Origin of the sequence: Staphylococcus sp. Marseille-Q1834, from assembly GCF_916858875.1 — a bacterium.
Taxonomy (GTDB): domain Bacteria; phylum Bacillota; class Bacilli; order Staphylococcales; family Staphylococcaceae; genus Staphylococcus; species Staphylococcus pragensis.
Genome location: NZ_CAKASN010000001.1, coordinates 720,949 through 747,793, shown reverse-complemented (window position 1 = coordinate 747,793; position 26,845 = coordinate 720,949). Strand labels below are relative to the sequence as shown.

Annotated in this window: 31 protein-coding genes, 1 pseudogene and 1 riboswitch; of the genes and pseudogenes, 23 read left to right on the top strand and 9 right to left on the bottom strand. The window is 31.4% G+C overall.

Annotation, left to right across the window (positions count from 1 at the left end; genetic code table 11):
- Positions 1 to 361: 361 nt before the first annotated feature.
- A complete protein-coding gene (locus LIX58_RS03805) occupies positions 362 to 1,141 on the bottom strand; it encodes a 2-keto-4-pentenoate hydratase (protein WP_126564630.1) in 780 nt (259 codons plus the stop codon).
- A 157-nt stretch (positions 1,142 to 1,298) separates the two neighbouring features.
- Here LIX58_RS03805 and LIX58_RS03800 point away from each other — a divergent pair, with 157 nt between their 5' ends.
- Positions 1,299 to 2,054, top strand: a complete 756-nt coding sequence (locus LIX58_RS03800; protein WP_126564631.1) for an NADPH-dependent oxidoreductase — start codon at positions 1,299 to 1,301, stop codon at positions 2,052 to 2,054.
- A gap of 87 nt (positions 2,055 to 2,141) precedes the next feature.
- Here the strand turns inward: LIX58_RS03800 and LIX58_RS03795 are convergent, their stop codons facing one another.
- From LIX58_RS03795 to LIX58_RS03780, 4 genes and pseudogenes are all read right to left on the bottom strand, one after another.
- Positions 2,142 to 3,530: an L-cystine transporter gene (locus tag LIX58_RS03795; protein WP_126564632.1), complete on the bottom strand. Its 1,389-nt coding sequence runs from the start codon at positions 3,528 to 3,530 to the stop codon at positions 2,142 to 2,144.
- Between the two features lie 338 nt (positions 3,531 to 3,868).
- Positions 3,869 to 4,366, bottom strand: a pseudogene (locus LIX58_RS03790) (DNA-binding protein); the annotation flags it as partial.
- 128 nt (positions 4,367 to 4,494) lie between these two features.
- Entirely contained in the window at positions 4,495 to 5,160 is a 666-nt protein-coding gene (locus LIX58_RS03785; protein WP_126564634.1) for a hypothetical protein, read from the bottom strand.
- Positions 5,161 to 5,321: 161 nt separating this feature from the next.
- Positions 5,322 to 5,729 carry a general stress protein gene (locus tag LIX58_RS03780; RefSeq protein ID WP_126564635.1) on the bottom strand — a complete coding sequence of 136 codons (408 nt, stop codon included), beginning with the start codon at positions 5,727 to 5,729 and terminating at the stop codon, positions 5,322 to 5,324.
- A gap of 212 nt (positions 5,730 to 5,941) precedes the next feature.
- A riboswitch (purine riboswitch) is annotated at positions 5,942 to 6,044 on the top strand.
- 256 nt (positions 6,045 to 6,300) lie between these two features.
- Between LIX58_RS03780 and xpt the strand changes: the two genes are divergently transcribed.
- The 4 genes from xpt (at position 6,301) to guaA (ending at position 11,366) form a co-directional block, all read left to right on the top strand.
- Positions 6,301 to 6,882, top strand: a complete 582-nt coding sequence (gene xpt, locus LIX58_RS03775) for a xanthine phosphoribosyltransferase (RefSeq protein ID WP_103297766.1) — start codon at positions 6,301 to 6,303, stop codon at positions 6,880 to 6,882.
- Positions 6,879 to 8,147: a xanthine permease PbuX gene (gene pbuX, locus LIX58_RS03770; protein ID WP_126564636.1), complete on the top strand. Its 1,269-nt coding sequence runs from the start codon at positions 6,879 to 6,881 to the stop codon at positions 8,145 to 8,147. The genes xpt and pbuX overlap by 4 nt, the downstream gene beginning before the upstream one ends.
- Positions 8,148 to 8,184: 37 nt before the next feature.
- Entirely contained in the window at positions 8,185 to 9,651 is a 1,467-nt protein-coding gene (gene guaB / locus LIX58_RS03765; RefSeq protein ID WP_154838199.1) for an IMP dehydrogenase, read from the top strand.
- A 173-nt stretch (positions 9,652 to 9,824) separates the two neighbouring features.
- The gene (gene guaA / locus LIX58_RS03760; protein ID WP_126564638.1) at positions 9,825 to 11,366 is read left to right on the top strand and encodes a glutamine-hydrolyzing GMP synthase; all 1,542 of its coding nucleotides are present in this window, start codon (positions 9,825 to 9,827) and stop codon (positions 11,364 to 11,366) included.
- Positions 11,367 to 11,554: 188 nt separating this feature from the next.
- Here the strand turns inward: guaA and LIX58_RS03755 are convergent, their stop codons facing one another.
- The 3 genes from LIX58_RS03755 to LIX58_RS03745 form a co-directional block, all read right to left on the bottom strand.
- Positions 11,555 to 12,769 carry a tyrosine-type recombinase/integrase gene (locus LIX58_RS03755; RefSeq protein WP_226386085.1) on the bottom strand — a complete coding sequence of 405 codons (1,215 nt, stop codon included), beginning with the start codon at positions 12,767 to 12,769 and terminating at the stop codon, positions 11,555 to 11,557.
- A 733-nt stretch (positions 12,770 to 13,502) separates the two neighbouring features.
- Positions 13,503 to 13,670, bottom strand: a complete 168-nt coding sequence (locus LIX58_RS03750) for a hypothetical protein (protein WP_186805208.1) — start codon at positions 13,668 to 13,670, stop codon at positions 13,503 to 13,505.
- A 169-nt stretch (positions 13,671 to 13,839) separates the two neighbouring features.
- Positions 13,840 to 14,565, bottom strand: a complete 726-nt coding sequence (locus LIX58_RS03745) for a helix-turn-helix domain-containing protein (RefSeq protein WP_154838197.1) — start codon at positions 14,563 to 14,565, stop codon at positions 13,840 to 13,842.
- A gap of 197 nt (positions 14,566 to 14,762) precedes the next feature.
- Here LIX58_RS03745 and LIX58_RS03740 point away from each other — a divergent pair, with 197 nt between their 5' ends.
- From LIX58_RS03740 to LIX58_RS03655, 18 genes are all read left to right on the top strand, one after another.
- Positions 14,763 to 14,924 carry a helix-turn-helix domain-containing protein gene (locus tag LIX58_RS03740; protein ID WP_071859943.1) on the top strand — a complete coding sequence of 54 codons (162 nt, stop codon included), beginning with the start codon at positions 14,763 to 14,765 and terminating at the stop codon, positions 14,922 to 14,924.
- A gap of 3 nt (positions 14,925 to 14,927) precedes the next feature.
- Complete coding sequence (locus LIX58_RS03735) at positions 14,928 to 15,200, top strand: helix-turn-helix domain-containing protein (RefSeq protein ID WP_076684572.1); 273 nt, start codon at positions 14,928 to 14,930, stop codon at positions 15,198 to 15,200.
- 19 nt (positions 15,201 to 15,219) lie between these two features.
- Entirely contained in the window at positions 15,220 to 15,378 is a 159-nt protein-coding gene (locus tag LIX58_RS03730; RefSeq protein WP_186805207.1) for a hypothetical protein, read from the top strand.
- Entirely contained in the window at positions 15,368 to 15,781 is a 414-nt protein-coding gene (locus LIX58_RS03725; protein ID WP_154838196.1) for a pathogenicity island protein, read from the top strand. Before LIX58_RS03730 ends, LIX58_RS03725 begins: the two co-directional genes overlap by 11 nt.
- 3 nt (positions 15,782 to 15,784) lie before the next feature.
- On the top strand, positions 15,785 to 16,117 hold the full coding sequence (locus LIX58_RS03720; protein WP_154838195.1) for a hypothetical protein: 333 nt from the start codon (positions 15,785 to 15,787) through the stop codon (positions 16,115 to 16,117).
- A 94-nt stretch (positions 16,118 to 16,211) separates the two neighbouring features.
- A complete protein-coding gene (locus LIX58_RS03715; RefSeq protein ID WP_126564644.1) occupies positions 16,212 to 17,084 on the top strand; it encodes a primase alpha helix C-terminal domain-containing protein in 873 nt (290 codons plus the stop codon).
- Between the two features lie 12 nt (positions 17,085 to 17,096).
- Positions 17,097 to 18,584: a virulence-associated E family protein gene (locus tag LIX58_RS03710; RefSeq protein WP_226386084.1), complete on the top strand. Its 1,488-nt coding sequence runs from the start codon at positions 17,097 to 17,099 to the stop codon at positions 18,582 to 18,584.
- A 272-nt stretch (positions 18,585 to 18,856) separates the two neighbouring features.
- Positions 18,857 to 19,219 carry a pathogenicity island protein gene (locus LIX58_RS03705; RefSeq protein WP_126564647.1) on the top strand — a complete coding sequence of 121 codons (363 nt, stop codon included), beginning with the start codon at positions 18,857 to 18,859 and terminating at the stop codon, positions 19,217 to 19,219.
- Position 19,220: 1 nt separating this feature from the next.
- Positions 19,221 to 19,865 carry a pathogenicity island protein gene (locus LIX58_RS03700; RefSeq protein ID WP_126564648.1) on the top strand — a complete coding sequence of 215 codons (645 nt, stop codon included), beginning with the start codon at positions 19,221 to 19,223 and terminating at the stop codon, positions 19,863 to 19,865.
- A gap of 413 nt (positions 19,866 to 20,278) precedes the next feature.
- Positions 20,279 to 20,611, top strand: coding sequence for a hypothetical protein (locus LIX58_RS03695; RefSeq protein WP_049401970.1), 333 nt, complete (start codon positions 20,279 to 20,281; stop codon positions 20,609 to 20,611).
- Between the two features lie 9 nt (positions 20,612 to 20,620).
- A complete protein-coding gene (locus tag LIX58_RS03690; RefSeq protein ID WP_154838194.1) occupies positions 20,621 to 21,373 on the top strand; it encodes a hypothetical protein in 753 nt (250 codons plus the stop codon).
- Positions 21,374 to 21,387: 14 nt separating this feature from the next.
- Positions 21,388 to 21,975: a pathogenicity island protein gene (locus LIX58_RS03685; protein WP_126564649.1), complete on the top strand. Its 588-nt coding sequence runs from the start codon at positions 21,388 to 21,390 to the stop codon at positions 21,973 to 21,975.
- Positions 21,975 to 22,184, top strand: a complete 210-nt coding sequence (locus LIX58_RS03680; protein WP_226386083.1) for a hypothetical protein — start codon at positions 21,975 to 21,977, stop codon at positions 22,182 to 22,184. Before LIX58_RS03685 ends, LIX58_RS03680 begins: the two co-directional genes overlap by 1 nt.
- Before the next feature lie 54 nt (positions 22,185 to 22,238).
- Complete coding sequence (locus LIX58_RS03675) at positions 22,239 to 22,661, top strand: pathogenicity island protein (protein WP_126564651.1); 423 nt, start codon at positions 22,239 to 22,241, stop codon at positions 22,659 to 22,661.
- A gap of 10 nt (positions 22,662 to 22,671) precedes the next feature.
- Complete coding sequence (locus tag LIX58_RS03670; protein WP_226386082.1) at positions 22,672 to 23,010, top strand: helix-turn-helix transcriptional regulator; 339 nt, start codon at positions 22,672 to 22,674, stop codon at positions 23,008 to 23,010.
- A gap of 1 nt (position 23,011) precedes the next feature.
- Positions 23,012 to 23,584 (top strand): terminase small subunit, encoded by a 573-nt coding sequence (locus tag LIX58_RS03665; RefSeq protein ID WP_126564653.1) that lies wholly within the window; start codon positions 23,012 to 23,014, stop codon positions 23,582 to 23,584.
- 5 nt (positions 23,585 to 23,589) lie between these two features.
- Positions 23,590 to 23,853, top strand: a complete 264-nt coding sequence (locus tag LIX58_RS03660; RefSeq protein ID WP_126564654.1) for a hypothetical protein — start codon at positions 23,590 to 23,592, stop codon at positions 23,851 to 23,853.
- 284 nt (positions 23,854 to 24,137) lie between these two features.
- Positions 24,138 to 24,596: a GyrI-like domain-containing protein gene (locus LIX58_RS03655; protein ID WP_002488641.1), complete on the top strand. Its 459-nt coding sequence runs from the start codon at positions 24,138 to 24,140 to the stop codon at positions 24,594 to 24,596.
- A gap of 1,272 nt (positions 24,597 to 25,868) precedes the next feature.
- Here LIX58_RS03655 and LIX58_RS03650 read toward each other — a convergent pair.
- Entirely contained in the window at positions 25,869 to 26,273 is a 405-nt protein-coding gene (locus LIX58_RS03650; RefSeq protein WP_226386081.1) for a GNAT family N-acetyltransferase, read from the bottom strand.
- Positions 26,274 to 26,845 lie beyond the last annotated feature (572 nt).

The following is a 26,845-nucleotide window of genomic DNA, read 5'->3' as shown; positions in this document are numbered from 1 at the left end:
ATTTCGTCAACTTAATAAGCTTGCAAGAAATGGAATGTTGTTTAAATACTGTTAAATAAGGGTTTTTATATAATTTGTTAAGATAGTTAAGAAGTATTTAAATTTATATTTTTTAAATAAATATTGTAAATTGCAAATACCTCTTACTATCATTTATCCTTTATCATTCTCAACTAAACATCTGTATTTGATAATGGAGAAGATTTATTTTTGAAAATGAACAAGTAAAACATGGACAAAAAACGTTTATATATAGTGAAGGGGATAGGAAGTTGTCATAAGCATTTAGTTCTATTATTAGATGTTCATTTTAAACAGCATCAAGGCCAGGAAGCTACGCTATCCTGACCTCAATATATAATTAATTTACTACTTTGACTGTTACACTACCAACTTTGTCATATTTTGCAGTGTAAGTGCCTTTTTCTAAATGTAAAGGAGAAATAAATGTGCCTGAAGAAATAAATTGTCCTTTTTCTAGTTTTTTACCATGAGCATGTAATTTTTTATTTAACCATTTTACTGATTCAATTGGGTTACCTAATACCTCGCTTGAATGACCAGTTTCAATTTTTTTATCATCTTTAAATAATTCTAAATTAATATCTGCAAATTCTTTATATTCTAAAGGTGTAACGCGTTCCCCGACGACAATTAATCCTGTAGCAGTATTATCTGAAATTAAATCGCCTAATGTGAAATTAGGGAACCAATCTTTGTAACGCGCGTCTGGGATTTCAATTCCTGCTGCGATTTTAACACTTTCTAAAATAGTTTGATTAGAAGCATCTTCAGGTAAATCAGCAGTTAGTTCAAAAATAATTTCTGGTTCTAATAATGGATCGAAAAGATTTGATAAAGATACTTTGGCGTCACTTTCAACCACCTGAGTAGACAAGATTGTACCGTAAGCAGGCTCGTGCGTTTTAGCTATGGCTTGAGTAGCAGCACTAGTCATGCTCACTTTATAACCTTTTATAGTAGCTTTTTGATGTTTTTCAAGTTGTTCAATCAAATCATCTTGAGTTTTATATGCTTCTTCTTCACTAATGTCATGCGTTTTACTGACAAATTCAATAGGTTTCTTAGAAGTAAAAGCTTTGTATAGTGCGTTTGAAATTTCTTTGTTAGCTTGAGGCATAGTATCTCTCCTTAAATATCTGAAAATTATTACTATTATGATAACTTTAAACATACAAGCATGCAAATTTTTTATTAAAGAGAGAAAGGTGACTTTGAAGACAAACATAAGTATAAATTGTTACGATATATTCAGTAGATGATAAGGAGTGAATTAAATGTCGAATCATGTTTATGATTTAACTAAAAAACACCATTCAGTAAGAAAATTTAAAGATAAACCTTTAAGTGAAGAGGTAGTAAAAAAACTAGTTGAAGCTGGTCAAAATGCGTCTACATCTAGTTATTTACAAACATACTCAATTATTGGTATTGATGACCCACAAATTAAAGCGCAATTAAAAGAAGTTTCAGGTCAATCTCATGTAGTAGATAATGGTTACTTATTTGTATTTGTTTTAGATTATTATCGACATAGCTTAATTAATGAAAAATTTGATTATAATATGGAAACATCTTTTGAATCTGCAGAAGGTTTGTTAGTAGGATCTATTGATGTTGCACTTGTGTCTGAAAATATTGCTTTAACAGCTGAAGATATGGGCTACGGTATTGTATATTTAGGTTCTTTACGTAATGACGTTGGTCGTGTGCGTGAAATTTTAGACTTACCAGAATATGCTTTTCCTTTATTCGGAATGGCAGTAGGTGAGCCTGCTGATGATGAGAATGGGGCACCAAAACCACGTCTACCATTTGAACATGTCTTTCACAAAAATGTTTATAATAGTAACCAAAAACAACAAAGTGAAGAATTAAGTCAATATGATGAAACTGTTAGTAACTATTATAAAGAACGTACAAACGGAGAACGTTCTGAAACTTGGTCACAACAAGTGGCAGGATTTTTAAGTAAAAAAACACGTTTAGATATGTTGGAACAATTAAATAAATCAGGTTTAATGAAGCGATAAAGCTATTATAAAAAAAGAAGCGTAGCTCAATCATTCTAATATATTAACGATACTAGAATGTTGGCTACGCTTTTTAATATCTATTATTTATTCAGTAGATAAGTCACCGTAGTGATTTGAATTAAATTTCTCTTTATCGAGGTTACCAGTTAACTTAGCTGTACCAGTACCTGCTAATATTGAATCATTAACGTTCAGAGCTGTTCGTCCCATATCAATAATTGGTTCAATTGAAATTAGTACACCGGCTAAAGCAACTGGAAGGTTAAGCGTTGATAATACAAGAATAGATGCAAATGTTGCACCGCCACCTACACCAGCAACACCAAATGAACTAATAATTACTACACCAATAAGAGTCAATATAAATGGTAAATCAATATCAACTTTAGCTACTGGCGCTACCATGATAGCTAACATAGCTGGATAAATTCCTGCACAACCATTTTGACCTATTGATAAACCAAATGAGGCAGAGAAGTTAGCAATACCATCTGGTACACCTAAACGTTGTGTTTGTGTTTGGATGTTTAATGGTAATGCACCTGCGCTTGATCGTGAAGTGAAAGAAAAGATAAGTACTTCGAACGTCTTTTTAACATAGCGAACAGGATTAATTCCCATAATTGTTAAAATAATTAAATGAATAATATACATTGTTATTAAAGCAGCATATGAAGCAATCATAAATTTACCTAATGTCCAAATCGCTGCAAAATCACTTGTAGCAATGGTTGAAGCCATAATCGCAATAATACCATAAGGAGTTAAACGTAGAACAAAAGTAACGATTGACATTACTAATGAATAAATGGCATCAATACCACGTTTTAACAAGCTACCATTTTCAGGTTGTTTACGTGCTACACGTAAATATGCAAAACCTACAAATATCGCAAATATTACTACCGCAATTGTAGAAGTAGTTCGTTGACCAGTGAAGTCTAAGAACGGGTTGCTTGGTAATAATTCTAAGATTTGTTGAGGTAGCGTATTAGCTGTTATATCTTTAGCTTTACTACTAATTTCACTTCCGCGAGCATTTTCAGCACTACCTAAATCAATACTTGATGCGTCTAAACCGAATACAATGGCATAAAAAATCCCGACTATAGCTGCAATAGCCACAGTGCCGATTAAGAACATAAAAATATAAGAACCAATTTTAGCGAATTTATCCCCAATTTGTATCTTACTAAATGCTGAAACGATTGAAATAAATATTAAAGGCATAACAATCATTTGTAATAAAGCAACATAACCGTCGCCTACGATACTAAACCAATCTGTTGTGGTTTCAAGTACTTTTGAATTTACGCCATAAATTAAATGTAAAGCAATACCAAACACAATTCCTAAGCCTAAAGCTGTAAATACACGTTTAGGGAAGGAAACATGTTTTTTCGCCATAATAAATAAGCCAATAAGAAAGGCGAGCATTATGACAATGTTAATAACTGTAAAAAAAGTCCCCATAAAGCGAATCTCCTTTGATGAAATTTAATTCCGATTTACTTAATAAGGATAGTATTGTTTTGATATTATTTCAATACTTTATAATAAAAAATAAAATTATATCTATTAAAAATGTAGTTTGAATAAATTTAAATAACTAAAATTTTAATTTTAAAAAAGAAAAAACCACAGTCCTTATAGACTATGGTTTGAATTTAAACTATATATTAAAGGTTGAATAATCTAGCTAAAAATCCTTTTTTCTCTGTTGAAGGTCTACTCATTGAAGCTGTATTTTTTATCGCTTGTTGGTTATTATCGTTAATTTCCTTAACTAAATCATTTTTAGTGTATTCAGATTGCTCTTTTTGAGCATTTTGAATTGCTTCTTGAGATGTTTGAATCGCTTGTAAAGATTGATTGTTAGCCTCAAGTTTATTAGTAATTTGACTTTGAAGTTCTTTCAATTCATTTTGCTGTTGATTAACTTGATTAATCATTTGCGCAAGCATTTGACGTTCTTCACGCATTTTTTGAATTTCATTACGTAAATCGCCTACTAATTGAGCCACGTTGTTATCAGTAGGTAATTGTTCTTTGTCTTCTTTAACAATGACTTGTAAAAAATCTTTCTCTTTCTCTAATTCTTCAAACGCTAAATCATAACTACTAGTTTGTTTAACTTTCTCCGCGATATCTTGGAATAATTCGATATCTTCTTCTTTAAAATCAGTGGCTTCACGACCACGATATTCTGTCTTGCTAAGTTGATAACCACGTTCTTCTAAATGCTGTACAATTTTACGGACTTGTTTTTCACTTAGGTTGACACGTTGAGCGAATTCTTTAGTTAACATAGCTGAAAGTCCTTTCGTTTCTATATTTATCTATACTTATTTACACTGACGTCGGTCTTCGGCCAGTAACACGTCAGTCTAACCTCGCTATTCAGTTTAACCCTTTATATCGCTCATTTCAAGTGTTCTTATAAAGGAAGGCGTAAATTCATACGTTCTAAGAGTGGATAAATAATATCTCTAGAAATGCCATTTGCAAAGACATACTTAAGAATATAATTTGATTTAACACTTGCTGGGTAAATATCCTTAGTTAGTTCAATATTTGATTTAATAAATAGATCAACTTCAAATGGAGAAGTTTCATTCGAATAGTTTGGATGTAAGTATTCGATTTCACTTTGCTTTTTAAAACCATTAGTTAGAAGCGAATTGACACGTTTCTCTAATAACTCTTTATCATGACCATTACTATTTGGTTCTTTAGGGACTTCGACCATTATAAAATTAATATCTCTAGAATGAACTTTATTAGAAAGTTCGTTTAATTGGATTTCAATTTCTTGAAGCGTTTCCGATATCATTTCATCGTGGTTAGCATTATTGATAGCTAGTAAATGAATTAGGAATGCCGAGTTTGTTGTCGCTTCATAATGGGCAGTCGCTACGCTAACTACTTCTTCTTTTTCGAGACCTACAATGACGGCATAGTCATTTTCAGTTTTGTTATTTTGCAAAGATTTTTTAACTATCGAGCTGTCTTCATAAAAATCGATATCGAGCTGTTTGTTGTAGAAATCTACTGCCTTATTAAAATAGTCATCGTTAAAAGATTGGATAGTATGAAATTTCATAATGTCACCCCCACAATTTTTTTGTTTTAGTATAGCACATTTGTAAAGTAGGCTATCATTAAGAAAAACATAAAATAGTAATGATAATTAAAAAACACCGTAAAATAGACTTAAATATAAGTTTATTTTACGGTGATGAATAATTAAATTTTTAAATTGCTTTATGATTTTGGACCTTTAGATTCATTTGCATAATGTGTGATATCAACTTCTTCATAAGCAGAATTATTTTCTTCTACTTCATCATGAGAACTATTATCTTTATTAGCAACAACTAAAATTCTATCGTTAAGTACTTCTTTTTTATACTTATCTAATTGATCCTCAGATAATTTATAGCGAGTCAACACTGCTTCTTCTCCGTCTTCGCCTGTAAGTAATCTAGACATACGGTCGCTGAATGAACCACTTGTAGCTACTAATGAAATTTGAGAATCATGTAAGTCGTCTAAATGCAATTTACTTTTACTTACAATAGTCAATTCATTTTCTGAATAACCTTCCGCTTTTTTCTTGTCAATAACGTTATAAATTTCATCTTGATTATCTACTACTGTAATATCTGGCATATTTCTCGCCCTCCAATTTCGTCCTACTTTTAATAAAAATATACCCTAATGAATGTTTATAAAACTAATCTATAATAATTATATAATTAAATGAGAATAGTTTACAAATATAGGTAGATATCATTTAATGAAACGCTTACATCTATAAATGCTATCATATAAGGCTTTATCTCATTTTCAAATATTGAAAAGAATGTAAAAATTTGCTATTATCAATAATAATTTATATCACTCATATAATCTAAAGAATATGGCTTTAGGAGTATCTACCATGTTGCCACAAACGACATGACTATGAGTACAGAATAATATAATTTAAGGAAAGACTTTATTAAATGGTCATCTAGAAATACTACATATAACATTGTTTGACTTTGGAGGTAGGCGTATAGCTACAGTTTCTCTATGTGATTGAACAAATAATATATTTTAAAGTGTTTTTAGACTGACACATTTAAGCTAATCGCTATTTAAGTGTTTATCCTACGATGTATTGTCTGTTCACTCATAGATCCTGAAACTTTTTCAAAGTTTTAGGGTTTTTTTGTATATATTTTGAGGAGGTTTTAAAGTGGAATCGCTTAGACAGAAAGTCAAAGAGGATGGCGTCGTAATTGATGAGAAGATTTTAAAGGTTGATGGTTTTCTTAATCATCAGATTGATGCTAAGTTAATGCACGAAGTTGGTAAAACATTTTATGATCAATTTAAAGATAAAGGTATTACTAAAATTTTAACGATTGAAGCATCAGGTATCGCGCCAGCAATTATGGCTTCGCTACATTTTGATGTGCCTTGCTTATTTGCCAAAAAAGCCAAGCCAAGCACGTTGAAAGATGGATTTTATAGTACGGATATACACTCATTTACTAAGAATAAGACGAGTACGGTTATCGTTTCTGAAGAATTTTTAGGTGAAAATGATAAAGTCTTAATTATCGATGACTTTTTAGCAAATGGTGATGCCTCTTTAGGTTTATATGATATTGCACAACAAGCCAAAGCTGAAACAGTAGGTGTGGGCATTGTTGTTGAAAAGAGTTTCCAAGATGGACGACAAAGATTAGAAGAAGCAGGTTTAACAGTTTCTTCATTATGTAAAGTGGCTTCTCTTAAAGGGAATAAAGTTACTTTACTAGGTGACGACGAATGAAAAATTTTATTTTAAGCCTTCAACATTTATTGGCAATGTATGCAGGGGCGATTCTAGTACCTATTATCGTAGGAACTAGTCTTAAATTTACACCTGAAGAAATTGCTTACTTAGTCACTGTAGATATTTTTATGTGTGGGGTCGCTACTTTTTTACAAGCGAATAAAGTAACTGGAACAGGTTTACCTATTGTTCTGGGTTGTACTTTTACAGCGGTAGCACCAATGATATTAATTGGACAAACTAAAGGATTAGGCGTCCTTTACGGTTCATTATTTTTATCAGGTATTTTAGTAGTTATTATTGCACCTTTCTTTTCATATCTAGTTAAATTCTTTCCTCCTGTTGTGACAGGAAGTGTGGTTACGATTATAGGTATTAATTTAATGCCTGTAGCTATGAATTATTTAGCTGGAGGAGAAGGTGCAAAAGATTACGGCAATCCTAAAAATTTAATTTTAGGTGGCGTAACGTTAGTCGTCATTCTCTTATTACAACGATTTACGACTGGCTTTTTAAAATCTATTGCTATCCTTATCGGCTTAGTGATAGGTACTATTTTAGCTAGTGTGTTTGGATTAGTAGATATTAATCAAGTAGGCCAAGCACATTGGTTTGGTATTCCTCGACCATTCCGTTTTTCAGGATTTGGATTTGATTTAGGAGCGACATTAGTGTTCACTATTGTGGCTATTGTCAGCTTGATAGAATCTACAGGGGTGTATCATGCGTTAAGTGAGATTACTGGTAAACAACTTGAACGCAAAGATTTCCGTAAGGGTTACACTGCGGAAGGTCTAGCGATTATCTTAGGATCGATTTTTAACTCGTTTCCTTATACTGCCTATTCTCAAAATGTAGGCTTAGTATCTTTATCAGGTGCTAAGAAAAATAATATTATTTATGGCATGGTGGTTTTACTCTTAATTTGTGGTTGTATACCTAAATTAGGTGCCTTAGCTAATATCATTCCTTTACCTGTATTAGGTGGCGCAATGATAGCTATGTTTGGCATGGTAATGGCTTATGGAGTAAGTATCTTAGGTCATATTGATTTTAAAAATCAAAATAATTTATTAATTATTGCCGTATCTGTTGGTTTAGGAACGGGTATAAGTGCAGTACCTCAAGCTTTTAAAGCATTAGGTGAGCAATTTGCTTGGTTAACTCAAAACGGTATTGTATTAGGCGCAATTTCTGCAATCATTCTTAATTTCTTTTTTAACGGTATAAAATATAAACAAAACGAAGAAAATGTGAAATAATAGGACTAACTATACAAAAATGGAGGCTGTATTACAAATGTGGGAAAATAAGTTTGCTAAAGAATCATTAACGTTTGATGATGTTTTATTAATTCCAGCTGCATCAGACGTATTACCGAGCGATGTTGATTTAAGTGTTGAATTATCAGATAGAATTAAATTAAATATTCCAGTGATTTCAGCTGGGATGGATACAGTAACTGAATCTAAAATGGCAATTGCTATGGCACGTCAAGGTGGATTAGGTGTTATTCATAAAAATATGGGTATTGAAGAGCAAGCTGATGAAGTACAAAAAGTTAAACGTTCAGAAAATGGCGTTATTACAAACCCATTCTTCTTAACTCCAGAAGAAAGCGTGTATGAAGCAGAAGCATTAATGGGTAAATATCGTATTTCAGGTGTACCTATTGTTAGTGATGAAGAATCAAGAAAACTTGTAGGTATTATAACGAATCGTGATTTACGCTTTATTGAAGACTTTTCAATCAAGATTTCTGATGTTATGACAAAAGAAAATTTAATTACAGCTCCAGTTGGTACAACATTAGATGAAGCAGAAGCGATTCTACAAGAACATAAAATCGAAAAATTACCTTTAGTGGAAAATGGTCGTTTAGAAGGTTTAATTACGATTAAAGATATTGAAAAAGTACTTGAATTCCCTCATGCAGCAAAAGATGCACATGGTCGTCTATTAGCTGCGGCTGCTATCGGTACGTCTAAAGATACTGAAATTCGTGCGCAAAAATTAGTTGAAGCAGGTGTAGATGCTCTAATTATTGATACTGCTCATGGACACTCTAAAGGCGTAATCGAACAAGTTAAGAAAATGAAAGAAAAATATCCTGAAATTACAATCGTGGCAGGTAACGTTGCTACTGCTGAAGCGACACGCGCATTATTTGAAGCGGGCGCTGACGTAGTTAAAGTAGGTATTGGTCCTGGTTCAATTTGTACAACACGTGTCGTAGCAGGTGTAGGTGTGCCTCAAATTACAGCTGTCTATGATTGTGCGACTGAAGCACGTAAACACGGTAAAGCTATTATCGCTGATGGCGGTATTAAATTCTCTGGTGATATTATCAAAGCATTAGCTGCTGGTGGACATGCAGTAATGTTAGGTAGCCTTTTAGCTGGTACTGAAGAAAGTCCAGGTGCGACTGAAGTGTTCCAAGGTAGACAATATAAAGTTTATCGTGGTATGGGTTCTTTAGGTGCTATGGAAAAAGGTTCAAACGATCGTTATTTCCAAGAAGATAAATCTCCAAGAAAATTTGTTCCTGAAGGTATCGAAGGACGTACTGCTTATAAAGGACCATTACAAGATACAATTTATCAACTTATGGGTGGCGTAAGAGCTGGTATGGGTTACACTGGCTCACCAGACTTAAAAGCATTACGTGAAGAAGCACAATTCACACGTATGGGTCCTGCTGGTTTAGCAGAAAGTCATCCACATAATGTACAAATTACTAAAGAATCACCTAACTATTCATTCTAGTTTAAAGTGAAATATCTAGGTAGTCTTGTTAGATAACATTAAGAGAACGCTTTTCTCTTCTCATGCGTCTGTAAAATAGGTTGTTCATTTTTCAAAATAACTAAAAAACGCGCGTGGGGGAAAGCGTTTCTCTATTATTTACATAAAAATCAATTAAAAGGAGCTTCACAATTATGGAAATGGCTAAAGAGCAAGAGTTGATTCTTGTCTTAGACTTCGGTAGTCAATATAACCAACTTATTACGCGTCGTATTCGTGAAATGGGCGTTTACAGTGAATTGCATGATCATGAAATTTCTATCGAAGAAATCAAGCGTATGAATCCTAAAGGTATTATCCTTTCAGGCGGACCTAATTCAGTTTATGAGGAAGGTTCATTTACAATTGATCCTGAGATTTATAATCTAGGCATTCCTGTGCTTGGTATTTGTTACGGTATGCAATTAACGACTAAACTTTTAGGCGGAAAAGTAGAACGCGCAAACGAGCGTGAATATGGTAAAGCAATCATTAATGCTAAATCTGATGAGTTATTCTTCGGTTTACCAGAGGAACAAACGGTATGGATGAGTCACTCGGATAAAGTTATTGAAATTCCAGAAGGTTTCGAAGTGATTGCAGATAGTCCAAGTACAAATTATGCAGCGATTGAAGATAAAGAACGTCGTATTTATGGCGTACAATTCCACCCAGAAGTACGTCACACTGAATATGGTAATGACTTATTAAGAAACTTCGTACGTCGCGTTTGTAATTGTACAGGCGAATGGACGATGGAAAACTTTATCGAAATCGAAATTGAGAAGATTCGTGAACGTGTTGGAGACCGTAAAGTGCTATGTGCCATGAGTGGCGGCGTAGATTCTTCTGTAGTTGCTGTGTTATTGCATAAAGCAATAGGCGATCAACTTACATGTATCTTTGTAGACCATGGTTTACTTCGTAAAGGTGAAGGAGACATGGTAATGGAGCAGTTCGGCGAAGGTTTCGATATGAATATCATTCGTGTGAACGCTAAAGATCGTTTTATGGAGAAATTAAAAGGTGTTTCTGACCCTGAACAAAAACGTAAGATTATCGGTAACGAATTTGTGTATGTGTTCGATGATGAAGCGGCTAAGTTAACAGACGTAGATTTCTTAGCACAAGGTACACTTTATACTGACGTGATCGAATCAGGTACTAAAACAGCACAAACGATTAAATCTCACCATAATGTTGGTGGTTTACCAGAAGATATGGAGTTTGAATTAATCGAACCGATTAATACATTATTTAAAGATGAAGTACGTGCATTAGGTATCGAACTTGGCATTCCTGAACATTTAGTATGGAGACAACCATTCCCAGGTCCAGGTTTAGGTATTCGTGTATTAGGTGAAATTACTGAAGATAAATTAGAAATCGTGCGTGAATCAGATGCGATTTTACGTGAAGTTATCCGTGAGGAAGGTCTTGAAAGAGAGATTTGGCAATACTTTACAGTGTTACCAGGCATTCAATCAGTAGGTGTGATGGGTGATTACCGTACGTATGATCATACGATTGGTATTCGTGCAGTAACATCAATTGACGGTATGACAAGTGACTTTGCGCGTATCGATTGGGAAGTCTTACAAAAGATTTCTAGTCGTATCGTAAACGAAGTAGACCACGTTAACCGCGTTGTCTATGATATTACTTCTAAGCCACCTAGCACAATTGAGTGGGAATAGAATATACGAATGACAAAACCCTTTAACCGCAATGGTTAGAGGGTTGTTTTTATGCTTTGAATTGAGAAAAAAGGGCAGAATAAGGGCATAAGGTGGAAGTTTTTGAGATTTAGGCATAAAAAATAGGTCAACTGTTGCAACAGTTGACCTCAAGTACACTCCGTAGATTCAGGTTTCTTATTCGCTTTCTATTTTCCTACCTTTTCTAATTTATTCACCATATCTTTATCCATTTGTTCAGTAACATGGCTGTATATCTGTAATGTAGTTTTATGGTCTGTATGCCCTACACGATCCATTATTGCACGCAGTGACACGCCTAATTGTGATAATAAGGATATGTGACTGTGACGCATGGTGTGGCTTGTCACGTGCTTTTCTACCCCTATATTTTGTGTAGCTAGTTGTATGTTTCTATTAATGGATGTAAGAGGTAAGGGATTGCCTCTATGACTTGTGAAAATAAAGCCCCTATCCACATACATATTTTCCCATTGAACTGCTTTCTTATTCTCTAACATAACCTTACGTAAAATATCACAACTTCTAGTAGTTAAAGATATAGTACGGTAAGATGATGCTGTTTTTGTGGTATCTTTGAAACCTATTTTGTTACCATCTTTGAGCCAGTGTATAGTGCCATCTATAACAAGTTTCTTATTTTCAAAATCAATATTATCGGGTTGAATTGCTAAGAGTTCACCAATTCTCATACCATTTAATGCTTGAAATTCAACTATGTAAGCAGTAAATAAGTATGATCTTTTCATATAACTAGCACGCTTTTTATTTGCTATACGTTTTAATTCTTCAACAATAGCTAGAACTTCAGTCATTTCTAAATAATTCTCACGTTTAGCTTTAACTTCTTCTCTTGTAGTCGCTTTTTTAGGCATTACAACATTATCTATGTATGATATATCAGTGATGTTGTATTTTTTTTGAGCAAAACGGAGTATATTTTTAATAATACTTAAATCATCTTTAACTAATTTATGGCTTAATCCATCTTTTAACGAGGAGTTAATTAAATCTTGTATAACATCAGCATTCATATTCTTAACAAGAATATCTTTATCAATATTTCTTTTGATGTGAGCCACTTTATAGCTTTTAGTAGTAATAGTTGATTGTTTAGATCCAGATACTAATTTATAACGTTCAAACCACTCAGCACATGCAGCATGAAAAGTTAGCGTCTTAAGTGTAGTAGGTGTCTTGTCATTTAACTTTGCCTCTATACGCTCATTTAAGCGTTTCTGAGCCTCTTTCTGTGATTGCTTACCATTTTTATTAAGCACAACGCTAGTACGTCGCCATTTGTTAGTGAGTGGATCTTTGTACTTCTCATAATAGCGATATTTAACTTCGCCATGCTTATTAGTAAATTTCTCATGCCACATATGATCACCTCCTAAAATTTTAAAAAGTACGTGAGACACCCTAGTATTAAGTATTTGTTCTATTAACATTGAGTTCTAATCGATTAGGAAGATGTTTATTTAAGTACTATACTCCATCTAAAGTAATTTTATTTAGTTTTATTTTGCAATTTAAAATTCTCAAATATATTCTCCTTAATAAAATTTTCGTCTTCTATTTAAAGTTATATAGCAATATTAAGATGATTATTATACATATACCATACAATATACTCCAGGTAGAATAAGTTTTTGTAATGATGCTACCATCTGTTTTTATAAACATATAAACGTTATATAAGAACAATATTAAGCATATGCACCATAAAATCATAAGACAGCTTATAACGAAAATCACTTTTTATGCATCCCGTATATTTAGAACCATTAAGATGATGCTAATTAAAATAGTCCAATTCATAAACGCTTAATGGTTCAAGTGTAGTTATTCAAATATTGTAATGCTATATTAAATTCCTAAATAGTTTGAAGATATATAATTTATAAGATAGCCCATCAAACAAAGTACTCCGATGGCTAATATAAGCACCGAGATAGTCCTACAATTCTTCTTATAATACAAACCTTCGTTTTGTGCTAAAAAGAAACTTAGTCCATATAATATAATGCTAATTAAAAATAAAATTATGATAAATATTAGCATAACAAACTCCTTTTTGAATGATTGTAGTTGATAAGAAAAGAATTTTAGTAACTATTTATCTAGTTGTTTTGCAACTTTTTCTAATGTGTATCTAATTTCTTTTAACGTATGATTTTCTGAAAATGTATAAGTAAAAGTTTTCCCTTTATTTGTTTTTGCAGTAACGGTATATAAATCACTATCATATTCATAATTTATTTTATAGTTTAAAATTTTCATGATATAACCCCTTTTTAATTTAAAGATTTTTATACCAGTATGTAACTCCCCAAAATTTATTATCTTCTTATATATATATTATGGTGTATTAGACATTGTTCGATAGCACCACCACCTTAATTATTTTTGTTGTGCCATATGTGAGTAGACCTCCTAAAAAAGTAACGCTTTATTGTGTTTCAATAGTTATAAATTTATCAAAAGAAACGATATTTTTATTTTTTTTATTTATTTCCATAACTCTAGTATTAATTTTATTTTTATCTATATTTTTATTTTTAATAGATATAGGGATGACTTTTGTATAATGACCTCTAGCACGAATATATACAAAAACATCATTATACAAATCTTCAGATAGTACACTATTCATATGGTCGATTAAATATGTTTCGTTTTCTAAAACTTTTTGACTAAAATAATATGCAAAAATAATAGAAAAATCTTCCATGTTATTAAATAGTGAATTGAGTAGATCGTGAAATTCGTGTTCTCTAAGATTAATGTCTATTTGAACAGAACTATGTGCACCCATGTTGAATATAAGTTCATAAGGAATAAAACTTTCTTTTAGATTTTCATCTTCTTCAATTGAACATTTAATAGCCCAGTTCTTTTTTTCGAAATATCCCTCTGACAATTTCTTATATGTAGAGAAATCTTTTTTCTTATCTTGTAATTTTATAATAAGTTTATCAAACTCAATTTCAAATAATTCACTTATATTAACATTCAAAGCTGTTGTAATTTTATCTAGTGTATCGTATTGAATACCTCTCGACTTACCATTTGCTAGTAAAGTTAATGAATTTCTAGATATGCCTGTTTTTTTATGTAAATCAGTAATACTCACACCTTTTTCATTAAGGATTTTTTTAAGTTTAAAATTTAGCATTTTTTCACCTCACTCAAAAGAATACCATATAAATAGTTCGGAAAGTAATTTTAAAAAACTGATTATTATTACAAAAATGACATAAATATAGTACAAAAAAATAATTTTAAACACATATGTTGACATATGTCAGTGTAACATATATAATTCATTTATACATTGATTGTAATGTAAATATTTCAAAAGGAGAATGAGTTATGTTTTTAACTGTCAAAGAAACTGCTGCTTTATTAAGAGTAAGTGAAAGACATGCTTATAGATTGATTAAGCAAAATGTAATACCCCATACCAAAATTGGTGGAAAAATTCTTATCAACAAAGAAAAGCTACTTAATACATTAGAAAAAGAGGAGGCTTAAAATATGCCACATGTTAAGCTGCAAGATTTACCGACTAAGCAAAATACAGCACTTGAAGAAAAACAAATAGTATTCCCAGTTAAGTATGCAAAGCCGAAACTAATCTGTGAAATTTTCAACATTAGTTACTCAACTTGCTACCGACTTCTAAAGTCTTATGAAGATGACAATTTAGGCATTGAAGATATGTATATCGACATTAGTAGCACGCTAACGCTTGTGAACGTAGGACAGTTTGAAAAGTATTTAAAAGCAAAACACAAAAAATATTTATAAAAACGATGGAGGTGTTAAAATGGCTAAATTTATATTCAAATTAATATTAATTTCAGCAATCTCATTCCTTAGTGGTTGGCTATTAGGAATACATGTAGCTTTTGCTATTCACATGTTAGGTAGCGTGGTTGCAGCATTTAATATTGAAGAAAATGGAGGAGTAGTAAATGAACATTAATAAAAAATTAAACACAAAAAATAATTTCAGAGAGGAAAATGAAAAAATGAACAATTTAACTAATCAAGATTTTAAAGATATTGAAAATAAAGTGAGCCACGATCTAATTTTTAAAGACAAAAAGCATATTAAAAAAATGACGAAACTATTACAAAAACGTCGTAACAAAGATATTTCAATTATTAAAAAAATGTACCCTTATTTAAATAATAATGAGATTTTAGAAATTACAAATGATTATCAAGAATACAAAAATGTTGTTCAAGCTACTGAAACTTTTACAGATTTTCCTATCATTTATGAAGATTCTAATATTAGTAAATTCTTAACTGAAGAAAATATTGAAGATTTAAAAATGGCTGTTGAAGAAATGCTAGTTTTTGTTGAAAGATTGGAGGAGTAATAAATGAAAAATTTAAAGTATCAAATTCATGAAATCAAAGATGAGGTAATAAGTGCAGATTTAACTTCTAAACTCAACGCACTCAGAAACTTAGTAGCAGATGAAAAGGAACGTGCTGAGGAATATAAAAAAATGCTAGTTGCGTCTAACGATCAAGTAGCAGCATATACTGCAAATGAAAGCATTCAAAATCATTTTGTTTATCTTGCAGTAATCAATTCAATCTTTACTGATGTGAGTTCAATGATTGAACAAATGGAACATCACTATAACAATGCAATAGAAGAATTAAAAAATGCGTCACTTCCAACTGACCAAAGCGAAAGTAACGCATAATATATAAATTTTATTAAATACAAGAGCAATAAGAAAATACTCCATTTGTATTATAACATCTTTGCTCTTGTTTTAATACATTGGAGGTCAAAAATTGGATTTTCAAAAAGTTAAGTTAAACAATAACTTTAATATTCATATTGTTCAATATAAAAACTTGTATTCAAATTCGTGTAGTAGTTTTGATTTATATAATTGGTCAGATTGGTTGAATAAGCTTCAAATACCAATGATTAATGAAGATAAATATAAACGTGGCCTATGCGTATACGGTGATTTTGAAGATATAGAAAAAGACAATCAAAACATTAGTAAATATCGTAGTGATGCTACTTTAATTAACCGAAGTGCAATCACATTAGATTATGATGAAATCAAAGATTTTAGAGGTCTATATGAAGTGCTGAAAGCTAAATTGGAACATGTATCTTGGGTATTTCATACAACGTATTCATATACTGCCGAAAAGCCTCGTATTCGCCTTATAGTACCTTTAAATGAGCCAGTGAGTGCATCAGACTATCGGAAATATTCAAATGGATTAGCACGTTATATTGGTTATCCAGTAGATGAATCTAGTTTTGTACCATCACAATCTATGGCGTTACCAGTCAAAAAATCAAAGGATTCAATTTACATTTTTAAATATAATGACGCACCAGCAATAAAAAAAGAAGAATTAAACAAGATGGTAGTTAATGATGAACCTGTAACAGTGAAGTATTCAAATCAATTTAATAAACGTGATAGTTCATATTGGCGCGAAATTGCATTTGGAGTAGGTGAAGGTGAACGCAACCAAACATTAGCTTCTTTAACAGGGTACCTATTGCGTCGTTATGTAGACGCTAATCTTGTTTACGGATTGGTAAGTGCATGGGCGATGACTTGCAGGCCACCAATTGAACAAAAGGAAGTTAATCGTACGTTTAAAAGCATTTTGAAGAAAGATAGTAAGAACAAGTAGGGAGGTTTTTATTTGGAAGATGTAACCAACGAAGAAGTATTTGAGTTGATTGATGAAAATAATTATTTGGCCAATAGTGATGATTGGCGTAGTAAATTAAGACGATCAGCCACAACACAAGCCCTTAAAAAGACCACTGCAAACGCAGAATTGATAATGGAAAATGATGAAAGTTTAAAAGGGTTAGTACAATACGATTCCTTTGAAAAAATTACTAAACTAAAACGTCTACCATATTGGCGTACCAACGATGATAATAATTATTATTGGGCTGATATTGATACAACTCATGTCATTTCTCATATAGATAGATATTATAATGTGCAATTTAGTCGTGACATTATGGATAGTGTCATTGAAAAAGAAGCTTATCATAATAAATTCCATCCTATTAAGTCGATGATTGAATCTAAATCATGGGACGGCATTGAAAGAATTGAAACATTATTTATTGATTATTTAGGTGCAGAAGATAATCATTATAATCGTGAAGTGACTAAAAAATGGATGATGGGTGCGGTTGCTAGAATTTATCATCCTGGTATCAAATACGATTCCATGATTATTCTATATGGCGGGCAAGGTGATGGCAAGTCTACGACAGTAAGTAAGTTAGGTGGTCATTGGTATAACCAAAGTTTAAAAATGTTTAAAGGTGATGAGTCCTATAAAAAAATACAAGGTTCCTGGTTGTGTGAGATAGAAGAGCTCGCAGCATTTCAAAAGTCTACTATTGAAGATATTAAAAGTTTCATTAGTGCGATTGTAGATATTTATAGAGCTTCATATGGTAAACGTATTGAGCGACATCCACGCCAATGTGTGTTTATAGGTACGACAAATAATTATGAATTTCTAAAAGACCAAACAGGTAACCGTCGTTTCTTTCCTATTACGACAGATAAAAATAAAGCAACTAAAAGTCCATTTGACGATTTAACACAAGACATTGTTCAACAAATGTTTGCTGAAGCTAAAGTTTATTTTGATGATGATCCAACCGATAAAGTATTGTTATTAGATAAAGAAGCTAGTGAAACAGCATTGAAAGTCCAAGAAGAGCATTCTGAAAAAGATGCTTTAGTCGGTGAAATTGAAGAGTTTCTTGAGCGTCCTATTCCATCTGACTATTGGTATAGAACATTAGAAGAAAAAAGAAGATATGCTCACGATGTTATAGACCAAGATTATATTAAATTATATGGTGACGGTAAATTGATTGAATTACCAAATACAAAACCAGGTGCTCATGTATGGCGTGACAAAGTATGTAGTATGGAAATTTGGAAAGTGATGATGAAACGAGATGACCAACCACAACCACATAATTTAAGGAAGATTGATAAAGCATTAAGAAATACACGATATTGTGGACAAAGCAAGTCGCGTTATAGATTCGGTGAAGGTATAGGCAGACAATATGGTTTTCAAATTGATTTGTCCTCTTATTATCGAGATTTAAAAAATGAAAATGACGATAAAGGGACAACGGGACAGTAATAGGACAGTTGTAGGACACATTCAAGCTATTGTGACAGTAAGTGCCATGCTACAAGTGTCCCTGTGTCCTGCTAACTTTAAGTTAAAGTTTTATAAAATATATATATCAAGAACCCAAAAAATATATATAAGTGTAGACCTAAACCGGTGGGACAACGGGACAAAGAACCTTAATACATTGGGAGAGTAGCAATAACAAGTGTACTAAATGCGTCCTGCAACTTACTAATAATAGGACGGTAGGACACCTATACAATTTTAGGAGGAATACAATGAATAAGAATGAATTAAAATCAAAAATTTTAGAATATATAGAATCACACGATGGAACTACTTTTGTAGAAATAGAAAATGTATTCGAAGAAAATAACTTTAATTATAAAGGTGATGGGGCATATACAAGCGGCCAACATCCAAATGTGGTGTTTTGGATTGGATGGAACCAAGAAGCATTTAATATAATTGCTGAACTTAAACGAGATGGATTAATTGAGATGGATATTTGTCCACCAATTATTTATCTAGTTGATGGTAAAGGGTTGGACTTACCGATAGTGAAGTCTAAATATATTAAAACAGATCATTGGTTGCCCATTGCATTTAATATTTGTAAAAAAGAAATGGAGTGTGTCTAATATGAACGTTGAAATTATAGCAAATGAATTTGAAACTAGGGCAGCAACATTATTAAGATATTTTACGGGCTTATGTGAAAGTAGTTATAAATTACCTTTTGCATTTAAGATTTATAATGATCCATTTAATACTGTGTATCTAGTAAGCAAAGGGAAGATGTACGCTCATGTGTTAATAAAAGATTGTGAAGTGAGAAAAACTTTTGAGATTGCCTCAGAAAAGCATACTGAGAAGCTTATAGAGAGCATTGAGGGATATTATGCTGGTTATGATTTACATGATGGTACACATGACACTATAAGCGATATGATGGCTAGTTTCATGTTTGATAATGAGTATTTCATGTATGGCCTAGAAACCTTTGCAGAAAGTAATAATACTGATATGTTCGACTACATGAGTAAAGATTTCAATATAGATGAACTTGAGGGCGTTCAATCTAGTAATGCTGATGTTATAGGTAATATGGAGGCATTGTATCAGTTAGCTACTGGAATTAATGAACCAGCACCAGAATTAGTTGAGGGTTTGAAAATCATTACTGAGTTTATCCAGAATGAGAAAGCGAATGAAGATGATAGTAAGGCATTGATTAAGCGATTGAATGAATTGAAACAGTCTTATTATGATGGTGTGAAAGCGTAAATTTTTAGGTCATGCACTTAGTAGGTGCATGGCTTTTTTATATGTAAATCGTAATTGTTAAGATTTGTTAATGATTTCGAATTGAGTTTAGGTAAAAACGAACATTAGTTCTATAAAAGAAAGTGTGTGAAATTGTATGAAAAGTAGTATAAACGCTTTATTTATAGTGTTAAATGGAATGTTAAGAAGTTATATAAACGTTACTAAAATAAGAACATTTGTTTGTTATTTAGGTGTAAATTTAGTATAATAGTGTTATAGAAGTAATTATACTTTTATATAATTTGATTAGTTTTCTTGTTCTCTGAAACTACGAATACAATAGTTGAAAAATGTAAATTCACTAGATTTTCATTTATTACCTCCTCATTTACTTAGGTCTGCTCAATTAAGAATGAAATGAGGATAAAACAATGACAATAACAATTGAAAAAGAATTAACGAACGATCATATCAGAGTATTAAATGTATTACGCAACACTAAGCACGAGATTATTACTAAGCAAAATATATTTAATCAATTGAATATGGAATTTAACCGAAACAACGACAGATGGTTAAGAAATACGATTAATAGCTTAGTAGTTGATTATGGTTATCCAATCGGATACAGCTATAAAAAAGATGCAAGAGGTTATTTCATGGTTAAATCTGAGGAACAGAAAGAATTAGCCTTAAGAAGTATAAAGCGTCATATTGAGGGCAGTATGAAACGATATGAGGCTTTAAAGAAAACTGAGATTTAAGGTGATGTAGTGAGTGCAGCGATTGAAATTATCCAAGAGAAAGTTAGCGATTACGAATTGTTCACTAGATTTAATACTTACTACATTCAATCAAGAATAGCACTCATAGAAAGTGATATAGAAGATATGTATGACCGAACTACACCTAGTTTATGTAGTGATACGGTATCAGAAAGCATTTACTATGAGAGTTATTCCGTTGAAAATTTAGTAATCGCTATATTAGAAGAACGTCAGAAATTGGAACGGTATAAGAGTAGAAGTCAAAGAGATTTAAACGCCTTTTATACTGTTCTAGGGCGTTTCTCTACTAAAGAACAAAAGTATATAAAAAACTATGTTAATACACACTCAGAGGCTCATATGAATGTGATAGAGCGTTTTAAGATTGAACTATACAAATATATTCAAACAAATAGAAATGAGCGTAATAAAGGTATAGAAAACAATTATTCATATCTAAATGACAAGCATCAAAAATTAAAGACTTATCCTCATAAGTTGACGCTTAACCAAGAGAAAGCACTCAGGGAAAAAGAAGATGGTGCTACTGAAAAGAATATGAATAATGATGAGTTTGTAGCAAAGTTGAATGATCTAGATAAGAAATCATTTAAAGAATTTATTTATAACAGAAATGAAAATAATATCGACTTTGAGAAAGTCTTAATATTACTGCAAACTATACCGAAACGATTACCACAAAAAGAGATTAAAAAGCCATATAACTACATAAGAGAAATAGGCTTAAAAACTAATTGAAACGAGGGACTTAATTGAAAACTGCAAAATATTTTGATGAATACAACGAATATGTCACAGGTCAAAGAGAGAATATCAATAAAATTGAAAATGAGCGTCAAGAGTTATCGCAACGAATTAAAGAAGATAAAGCAAAATATAAAGAATTAATTGCTAACTCACAAGATGACGAGGCTGACGCACTCTATACTACATTTGATAGTAATGAGAAGAAATTGAAAGCCTTAGAGAAACGCTTATCGACTAAAAAAGAAGTATTTGATGAAGCTAGACGTAAAAAGGCAATTGAACTTATTAAACATCAAGCAGATTTACCTCATTTGTACAAAAAAGACAAAGAACGTATATTAGCAAAATTTGAGCCAATCGTTGAGGAATATAACAAAGTAGTAGATGAAATCGCAGCATTAAATGATGAATATGAAATAGAATTTGATAGATTTGTTCGAGTTTATGATAAAGAAAACTTTGAAGAAGATAAAGAAGTAAGAGCAGAAATTAAAAACTATTTCAGTCCTATTAAGTATTCAAATTATGTGAGCGGAAATGAGCTACCAATCATTGATATTAGAAATAAAATGAAATTAAGAGGTGCTAAATAATGGCTAGAAAATACAATTTAGATAAGATTAGTAATTATCTTTTAACTGAAACAACATTATCGGCAGATGAATGTCACAAAGTATTAGATGTAGTAGAAGAACAATTTTCCCAAAATATTCAGCAACAACGAAAAGATGAACTAACTCAACAGTCACAAAGAGACAGAAACCTTATGAAAATGTTCGAAGAAAATCGAATAGTTAAATAATAAATATCTTGCCTATCCTTAGCGGTAGGCTCATTTTATTTGTGAGGTGCATACATGAACCTTAAAAGAGTGAAATATCCACTAATCTATCATGAAAATAAAATATCTGAGTACACATTGCTAACGGAATATAACCCTAAGTTTATCAATACTAAAATTAAGGCTATCACTATGCAAATAGAGATGATGTATCACCTAAACATCTCCCACATGACTACTAGTGAAGTTCATGGCGTTATAACTATCTCATATCCCTTAGAGAAGTTAGCAATTACTATTATAGAAGAAAAGGAAAAGTTAAAGTATTTCAAAATGAAATCTAATAGCAATATGCAGCAATTAAAACAAGTTATTAAGCGATATACACCAGGTGAACAAAAGGAAATCATGTATTATATGCAGTCCAATGGTTCGACAATAGATTATGACCTCATAGAACGCCTACAACGTGACTTATATAAGATAAGACGAAAGTAAGTGTAAGGGCATGAGTTACGATAGAGAGGCTATCAAGCAGTTTATAAGTGACTACTCAAAAGAGAACCATGATACTACATATAATGATGAAAATACCAATATAGATGATTTCTTTTCACTGAGTGATGAAGTCGAACCCTTTGCACTAAACGAGAATACTGGAAACCAAGTGTTTTTTAATGAATTAGATCAACTTATTTATGCAGTAGGAACTAGAAGGGAATACTACATATTTTTCTTACTATGTGAAGGAAAATCAATGAATGAAGTTGCAAAGATATTCAATTTAAGTAGGGAAAGAATACGTCAGCTATTGAATGGTTTATTAGACAAATTAGAGGAGGGATAACATGAGTGATTTAAACCCTAGACAAGAAAAGTTTATATCTGAATACCTAAAGACGTTGAATGTAACACAAAGTGCAATTAAGGCTGGTTATAGTCCTCATACTGCAAGTGTACAAGGTAGTAGATTGCTAAAGAATGAGAAAGTGGCTAAGTACATTGATGAGCAACGTAAGAAAGTGATTGATGAGGGCGTACTATCAGCTAACGAACTACTTCATATTCTAAGTAATGCAGCAGTAGGTGATGAGAGTGAAGTGAGAGAGGTTGTCGTTAAACGTGGTGAGTTTCAACGCAACCCCGATACTGACAGAATGAACCTAGTTTATAACGAACATGTAGAAATGGTAGAAGTACCTATTAAGCCTAGTGACCGTTTACGGGCTAGAGATATGTTAGGTAAGTATCATAAGCTATTTATTGATAAGAAAGAATTATCTACGGACACACCGATTTTTATTAATATAGGTGAGTGGCCGGAAGATGAGGGAGAAGAAAAACGGAAAGCATTAGATGAATTACATGAGCAACACCCTAACAGAACAATGATTATTAATGATTTACCATTAGAGGACTGATAACCATGAGTGATACTGCCGATAAATTAAATATGATAAGCATTGAAGATATGTATAACAGAGCGATGTCGATAAAGAAATGTTCCGTCATCTATTACGATGATCTGATGAATGATAAAGAGCGTACAGTGTGGCATACATTGAGTAAAACGCAAAAAGGATTAGGAGTAATACTACCGTTTAACTTAATGATTGCTAGAAATGGTGCAGATAGGCGCATAGTACCATCTATAAAATTGAATGATGATAGGATATTTATTTATAATTAAAAAAGTTGAATAGTGGTATAAGTGAAGTAGAGATATTAAAGGGGATATGTCTATGGAATTGATAGGAAAATTAGTAAACTTTATTATGAGTACTATTTCTAATTGGATAGGAAGTAACGAATTGATAAGAGATGTTTTCAAGATTAAAGATAATAAAAAACAATAAATAATGAGATAGTTCAAACGTCACTTATTAAGTGGCGTTTTTGTATTGATAAAATACTTTTTAAATACATATTGTAATAAATTTTAACTCGGGTTAGCCTATTGTTGGAGGTGCTAAAATGAACTATAAAATCGAAGTTTTAGATGATTGTAATGTGATTTATGTTAGAAATAAAGGTAAGTATGGTAGTAATAGGAATTATGAAATGATGAAAAATTTTAAAGAGTGGATTAAAGAAAATAGTTATTGGAGATATGTTGAAACTAACGGAATATTAGGTGTAGCATTAGACGATCCGCAAATTGTCGAAGAAGAATCATGTAGATATGATTTAGTATTAAAAATAGACGAAGATGTAAAGATAAATGATTTTATAAATTCTCGAAGTTTTACGGGAGGAAAATATGTTGTTTTTGCAATACCTCATACAACAAAAGACGTGAAAGACTTCTATTCTAATTTACCAGACATTATAGATAACAATAAGTTAAGAGTAAAAAATGAACCTATATTAGAGCGTTATAAGGAAGAAGAGGGAAAAGATAAGTATTGTGAAATACTAATACCAGTTTTATAATTCTGAGAAGCGTCCTGTGTTGCAGTGGGAAATACATTGTAAATTCATCTTTACATACTAGTAAAAACTTTTAACAATTATTTAATAGACATTATCTACAAAAAAAGAGATAATAATTTCCAGAGGCTAATATAAAGCCTCAGCTGTCCTATTTTATTAAATGAAACCCTTAGCTATACGTGGATATGTAATGGTTAAAAGAGGCTAACCTTAATGGTTGGTCTCTTTTATATATACAAAAAACCTCATTAATCAATTGACTAATGAGGAGAGTTTATTTTATGAGCATAATCTATTATACCCATGCTTAAATTAATATAAACATGTTTTATCTTGTTATTCTGTGATTATTCATGACGAAACACATTTTTTAAAGACGCTGAGAGACGTATTCTAATGCAGCGAGAAATAGGAATACGTACAAATATATTGATCGCTACAAATACAAGAGTGGAATTTTACATGTAAAATCACTATATGTAATCAAATATTAATAGTAGAAAAACAATAATGAATATGTAATAATTAACAAATGAGGTTACCTTTGTAATAGACTTTTCTTACATTATATCCTTTTCGTCTATTGATACAATTCATTCTTACTTAGGTAATCTCTAACTTTGTTAAGTATACGGCATAAGACTCGAGGGGCTGAGTGCCCCTTTTTTATACTATGAATATTGACTATGATGGTGAGTATACATTGATTGAAATATAAAAAATTGGTTTTTAAAAATATGATTATGTGGTAAAGTATATACACGTTGAAATTCCCTTCAACATATTGAAATGTTTATCTTAAGACATTTTAAACTTTTCCTTTTATTGAGGCAAATCTTAGTGATTGCTTCAATTTTTATGTTATAATTTATCTACTCTCGAAATGAGAGTTTTGTCTTTTAGATAAGTTTCTTAAAAAAAGGTGTAAGTGCAATTACAATCTTTTGAAAACATTCTCCTTGAAAGATACTTTCCAAACCCCTTTCGCCACATCTTAATTGATGTGTTTTTTTAGTTTAAATGAGAATGCAAATAATGTAATATTTAAAATCAAATTTATTTAAAAAACAGAGGGCAAAAAAAGGGCATAATTCTGAAACAAAAGGCAAGGTTATGAAATTAAATCTAATGAATAATCAGCTATAATAAGCGATATGATAGTCTTTTTATAGTTTCTGATGTATTATAAAATTAAATCTATGATTGAGTGGGAATAAGAGATAAGAATGATGAAACCCTCTAGCCGTTGCGGTTAGAGGGTTTATTTTGGTTTTATTCAGTTGTAGGTTTGGTCCATTTCATTAAAAGTTCTTTATTATCTAGGGTGTCAATATTGGTATCAACCGTAACGAAACCGAGTTTTTCATAAAAATGAACGGCTTTTTTATTCTCGGCGAATACCTTTAATGTTAATTCTGCATGTATTGTCATTAAATGATGCATTAACGCTGTGCCAATGCCTTCATTTCTATGTTCAGTTTTGACAAATAATCCTTTAATGTAATTACCTTCTAATCCGCAAAAAGCTACAATAAGATTATTCTTCTTATAGACGTATATATTGGCTTCTTTTACTGACTTCAACATATTGCTATAGTTATCAATCCAATAACGACTATTTATAAAAGTATGAGAATCTATATTTGCGTTTAACCAGATATTAGCTAATACTTTCAAGGTTTTCCGCTTTTTCTTTTCTAAATGTTCTATCAATATTAACACCTACTTTATAATATGTATGAATTTCGAACGTATGGGTATGTATATGCGATCAATATAAAGTCTTCATTAGACAAATACCCTTTTTCATAGGTAAATAAATAGAACATACATTAATTAATGAAAATAATTGAGGACTATAAAACAACGCATTTCATTATTAGTGAAAATAAAGCGCGCAGTAAATTTCTATAATAGAAGACATACCACGCGCTTGTTATAATTATGAAAATTTAACTCAATAAAAATGGTGAGGTAAATATAATTAATAAAATAATGTTACAAATAAACAAAATGATATTAAGTATAAGGCGCATACCTAATAATAAACATAATGTATTGAAAATAAGTGTAAGGAAAATGATTAAGGCGCCAGGCCAATACCAAAAATTGAAGATAGTTTGATTATATAAATTGGTAAAAAGGGTAGTGTAGACAATAAAGACGTTCACAATTGTCATCACTACAGAAATAAAAGTAAAGCGTGTGTGGTGCTGCATATAGATGTCCTCTCTGTGATGTTGTTTAGT

Bases quoted from the DNA above. Each gene is read 5' to 3' on its own strand.
- LIX58_RS03805 (WP_126564630.1), bottom strand. From the start codon at position 1,141: ATGCCTCAAGCTAACAAAGAAATTTCAAACGCACTATACAAAGCTTTT.
- LIX58_RS03800 (WP_126564631.1), top strand. From the start codon at position 1,299: ATGTCGAATCATGTTTATGATTTAACTAAAAAACACCATTCAGTAAGA.
- LIX58_RS03795 (WP_126564632.1), bottom strand. From the start codon at position 3,530: ATGGGGACTTTTTTTACAGTTATTAACATTGTCATAATGCTCGCCTTT.
- LIX58_RS03785 (WP_126564634.1), bottom strand. From the start codon at position 5,160: ATGAAATTTCATACTATCCAATCTTTTAACGATGACTATTTTAATAAG.
- LIX58_RS03780 (WP_126564635.1), bottom strand. From the start codon at position 5,729: ATGCCAGATATTACAGTAGTAGATAATCAAGATGAAATTTATAACGTT.
- pbuX (WP_126564636.1), top strand. From the start codon at position 6,879: ATGAAAAATTTTATTTTAAGCCTTCAACATTTATTGGCAATGTATGCA.
- guaB (WP_154838199.1), top strand. From the start codon at position 8,185: ATGTGGGAAAATAAGTTTGCTAAAGAATCATTAACGTTTGATGATGTT.
- guaA (WP_126564638.1), top strand. From the start codon at position 9,825: ATGGAAATGGCTAAAGAGCAAGAGTTGATTCTTGTCTTAGACTTCGGT.
- LIX58_RS03755 (WP_226386085.1), bottom strand. From the start codon at position 12,769: ATGTGGCATGAGAAATTTACTAATAAGCATGGCGAAGTTAAATATCGC.
- LIX58_RS03750 (WP_186805208.1), bottom strand. From the start codon at position 13,670: ATGAAAATTTTAAACTATAAAATAAATTATGAATATGATAGTGATTTA.
- LIX58_RS03745 (WP_154838197.1), bottom strand. From the start codon at position 14,565: ATGCTAAATTTTAAACTTAAAAAAATCCTTAATGAAAAAGGTGTGAGT.
- LIX58_RS03740 (WP_071859943.1), top strand. From the start codon at position 14,763: ATGTTTTTAACTGTCAAAGAAACTGCTGCTTTATTAAGAGTAAGTGAA.
- LIX58_RS03735 (WP_076684572.1), top strand. From the start codon at position 14,928: ATGCCACATGTTAAGCTGCAAGATTTACCGACTAAGCAAAATACAGCA.
- LIX58_RS03730 (WP_186805207.1), top strand. From the start codon at position 15,220: ATGGCTAAATTTATATTCAAATTAATATTAATTTCAGCAATCTCATTC.
- LIX58_RS03725 (WP_154838196.1), top strand. From the start codon at position 15,368: ATGAACATTAATAAAAAATTAAACACAAAAAATAATTTCAGAGAGGAA.
- LIX58_RS03720 (WP_154838195.1), top strand. From the start codon at position 15,785: ATGAAAAATTTAAAGTATCAAATTCATGAAATCAAAGATGAGGTAATA.
- LIX58_RS03705 (WP_126564647.1), top strand. From the start codon at position 18,857: ATGAATAAGAATGAATTAAAATCAAAAATTTTAGAATATATAGAATCA.
- LIX58_RS03700 (WP_126564648.1), top strand. From the start codon at position 19,221: ATGAACGTTGAAATTATAGCAAATGAATTTGAAACTAGGGCAGCAACA.
- LIX58_RS03695 (WP_049401970.1), top strand. From the start codon at position 20,279: ATGACAATAACAATTGAAAAAGAATTAACGAACGATCATATCAGAGTA.
- LIX58_RS03680 (WP_226386083.1), top strand. From the start codon at position 21,975: ATGGCTAGAAAATACAATTTAGATAAGATTAGTAATTATCTTTTAACT.
- LIX58_RS03675 (WP_126564651.1), top strand. From the start codon at position 22,239: ATGAACCTTAAAAGAGTGAAATATCCACTAATCTATCATGAAAATAAA.
- LIX58_RS03670 (WP_226386082.1), top strand. From the start codon at position 22,672: ATGAGTTACGATAGAGAGGCTATCAAGCAGTTTATAAGTGACTACTCA.
- LIX58_RS03665 (WP_126564653.1), top strand. From the start codon at position 23,012: ATGAGTGATTTAAACCCTAGACAAGAAAAGTTTATATCTGAATACCTA.
- LIX58_RS03660 (WP_126564654.1), top strand. From the start codon at position 23,590: ATGAGTGATACTGCCGATAAATTAAATATGATAAGCATTGAAGATATG.
- LIX58_RS03655 (WP_002488641.1), top strand. From the start codon at position 24,138: ATGAACTATAAAATCGAAGTTTTAGATGATTGTAATGTGATTTATGTT.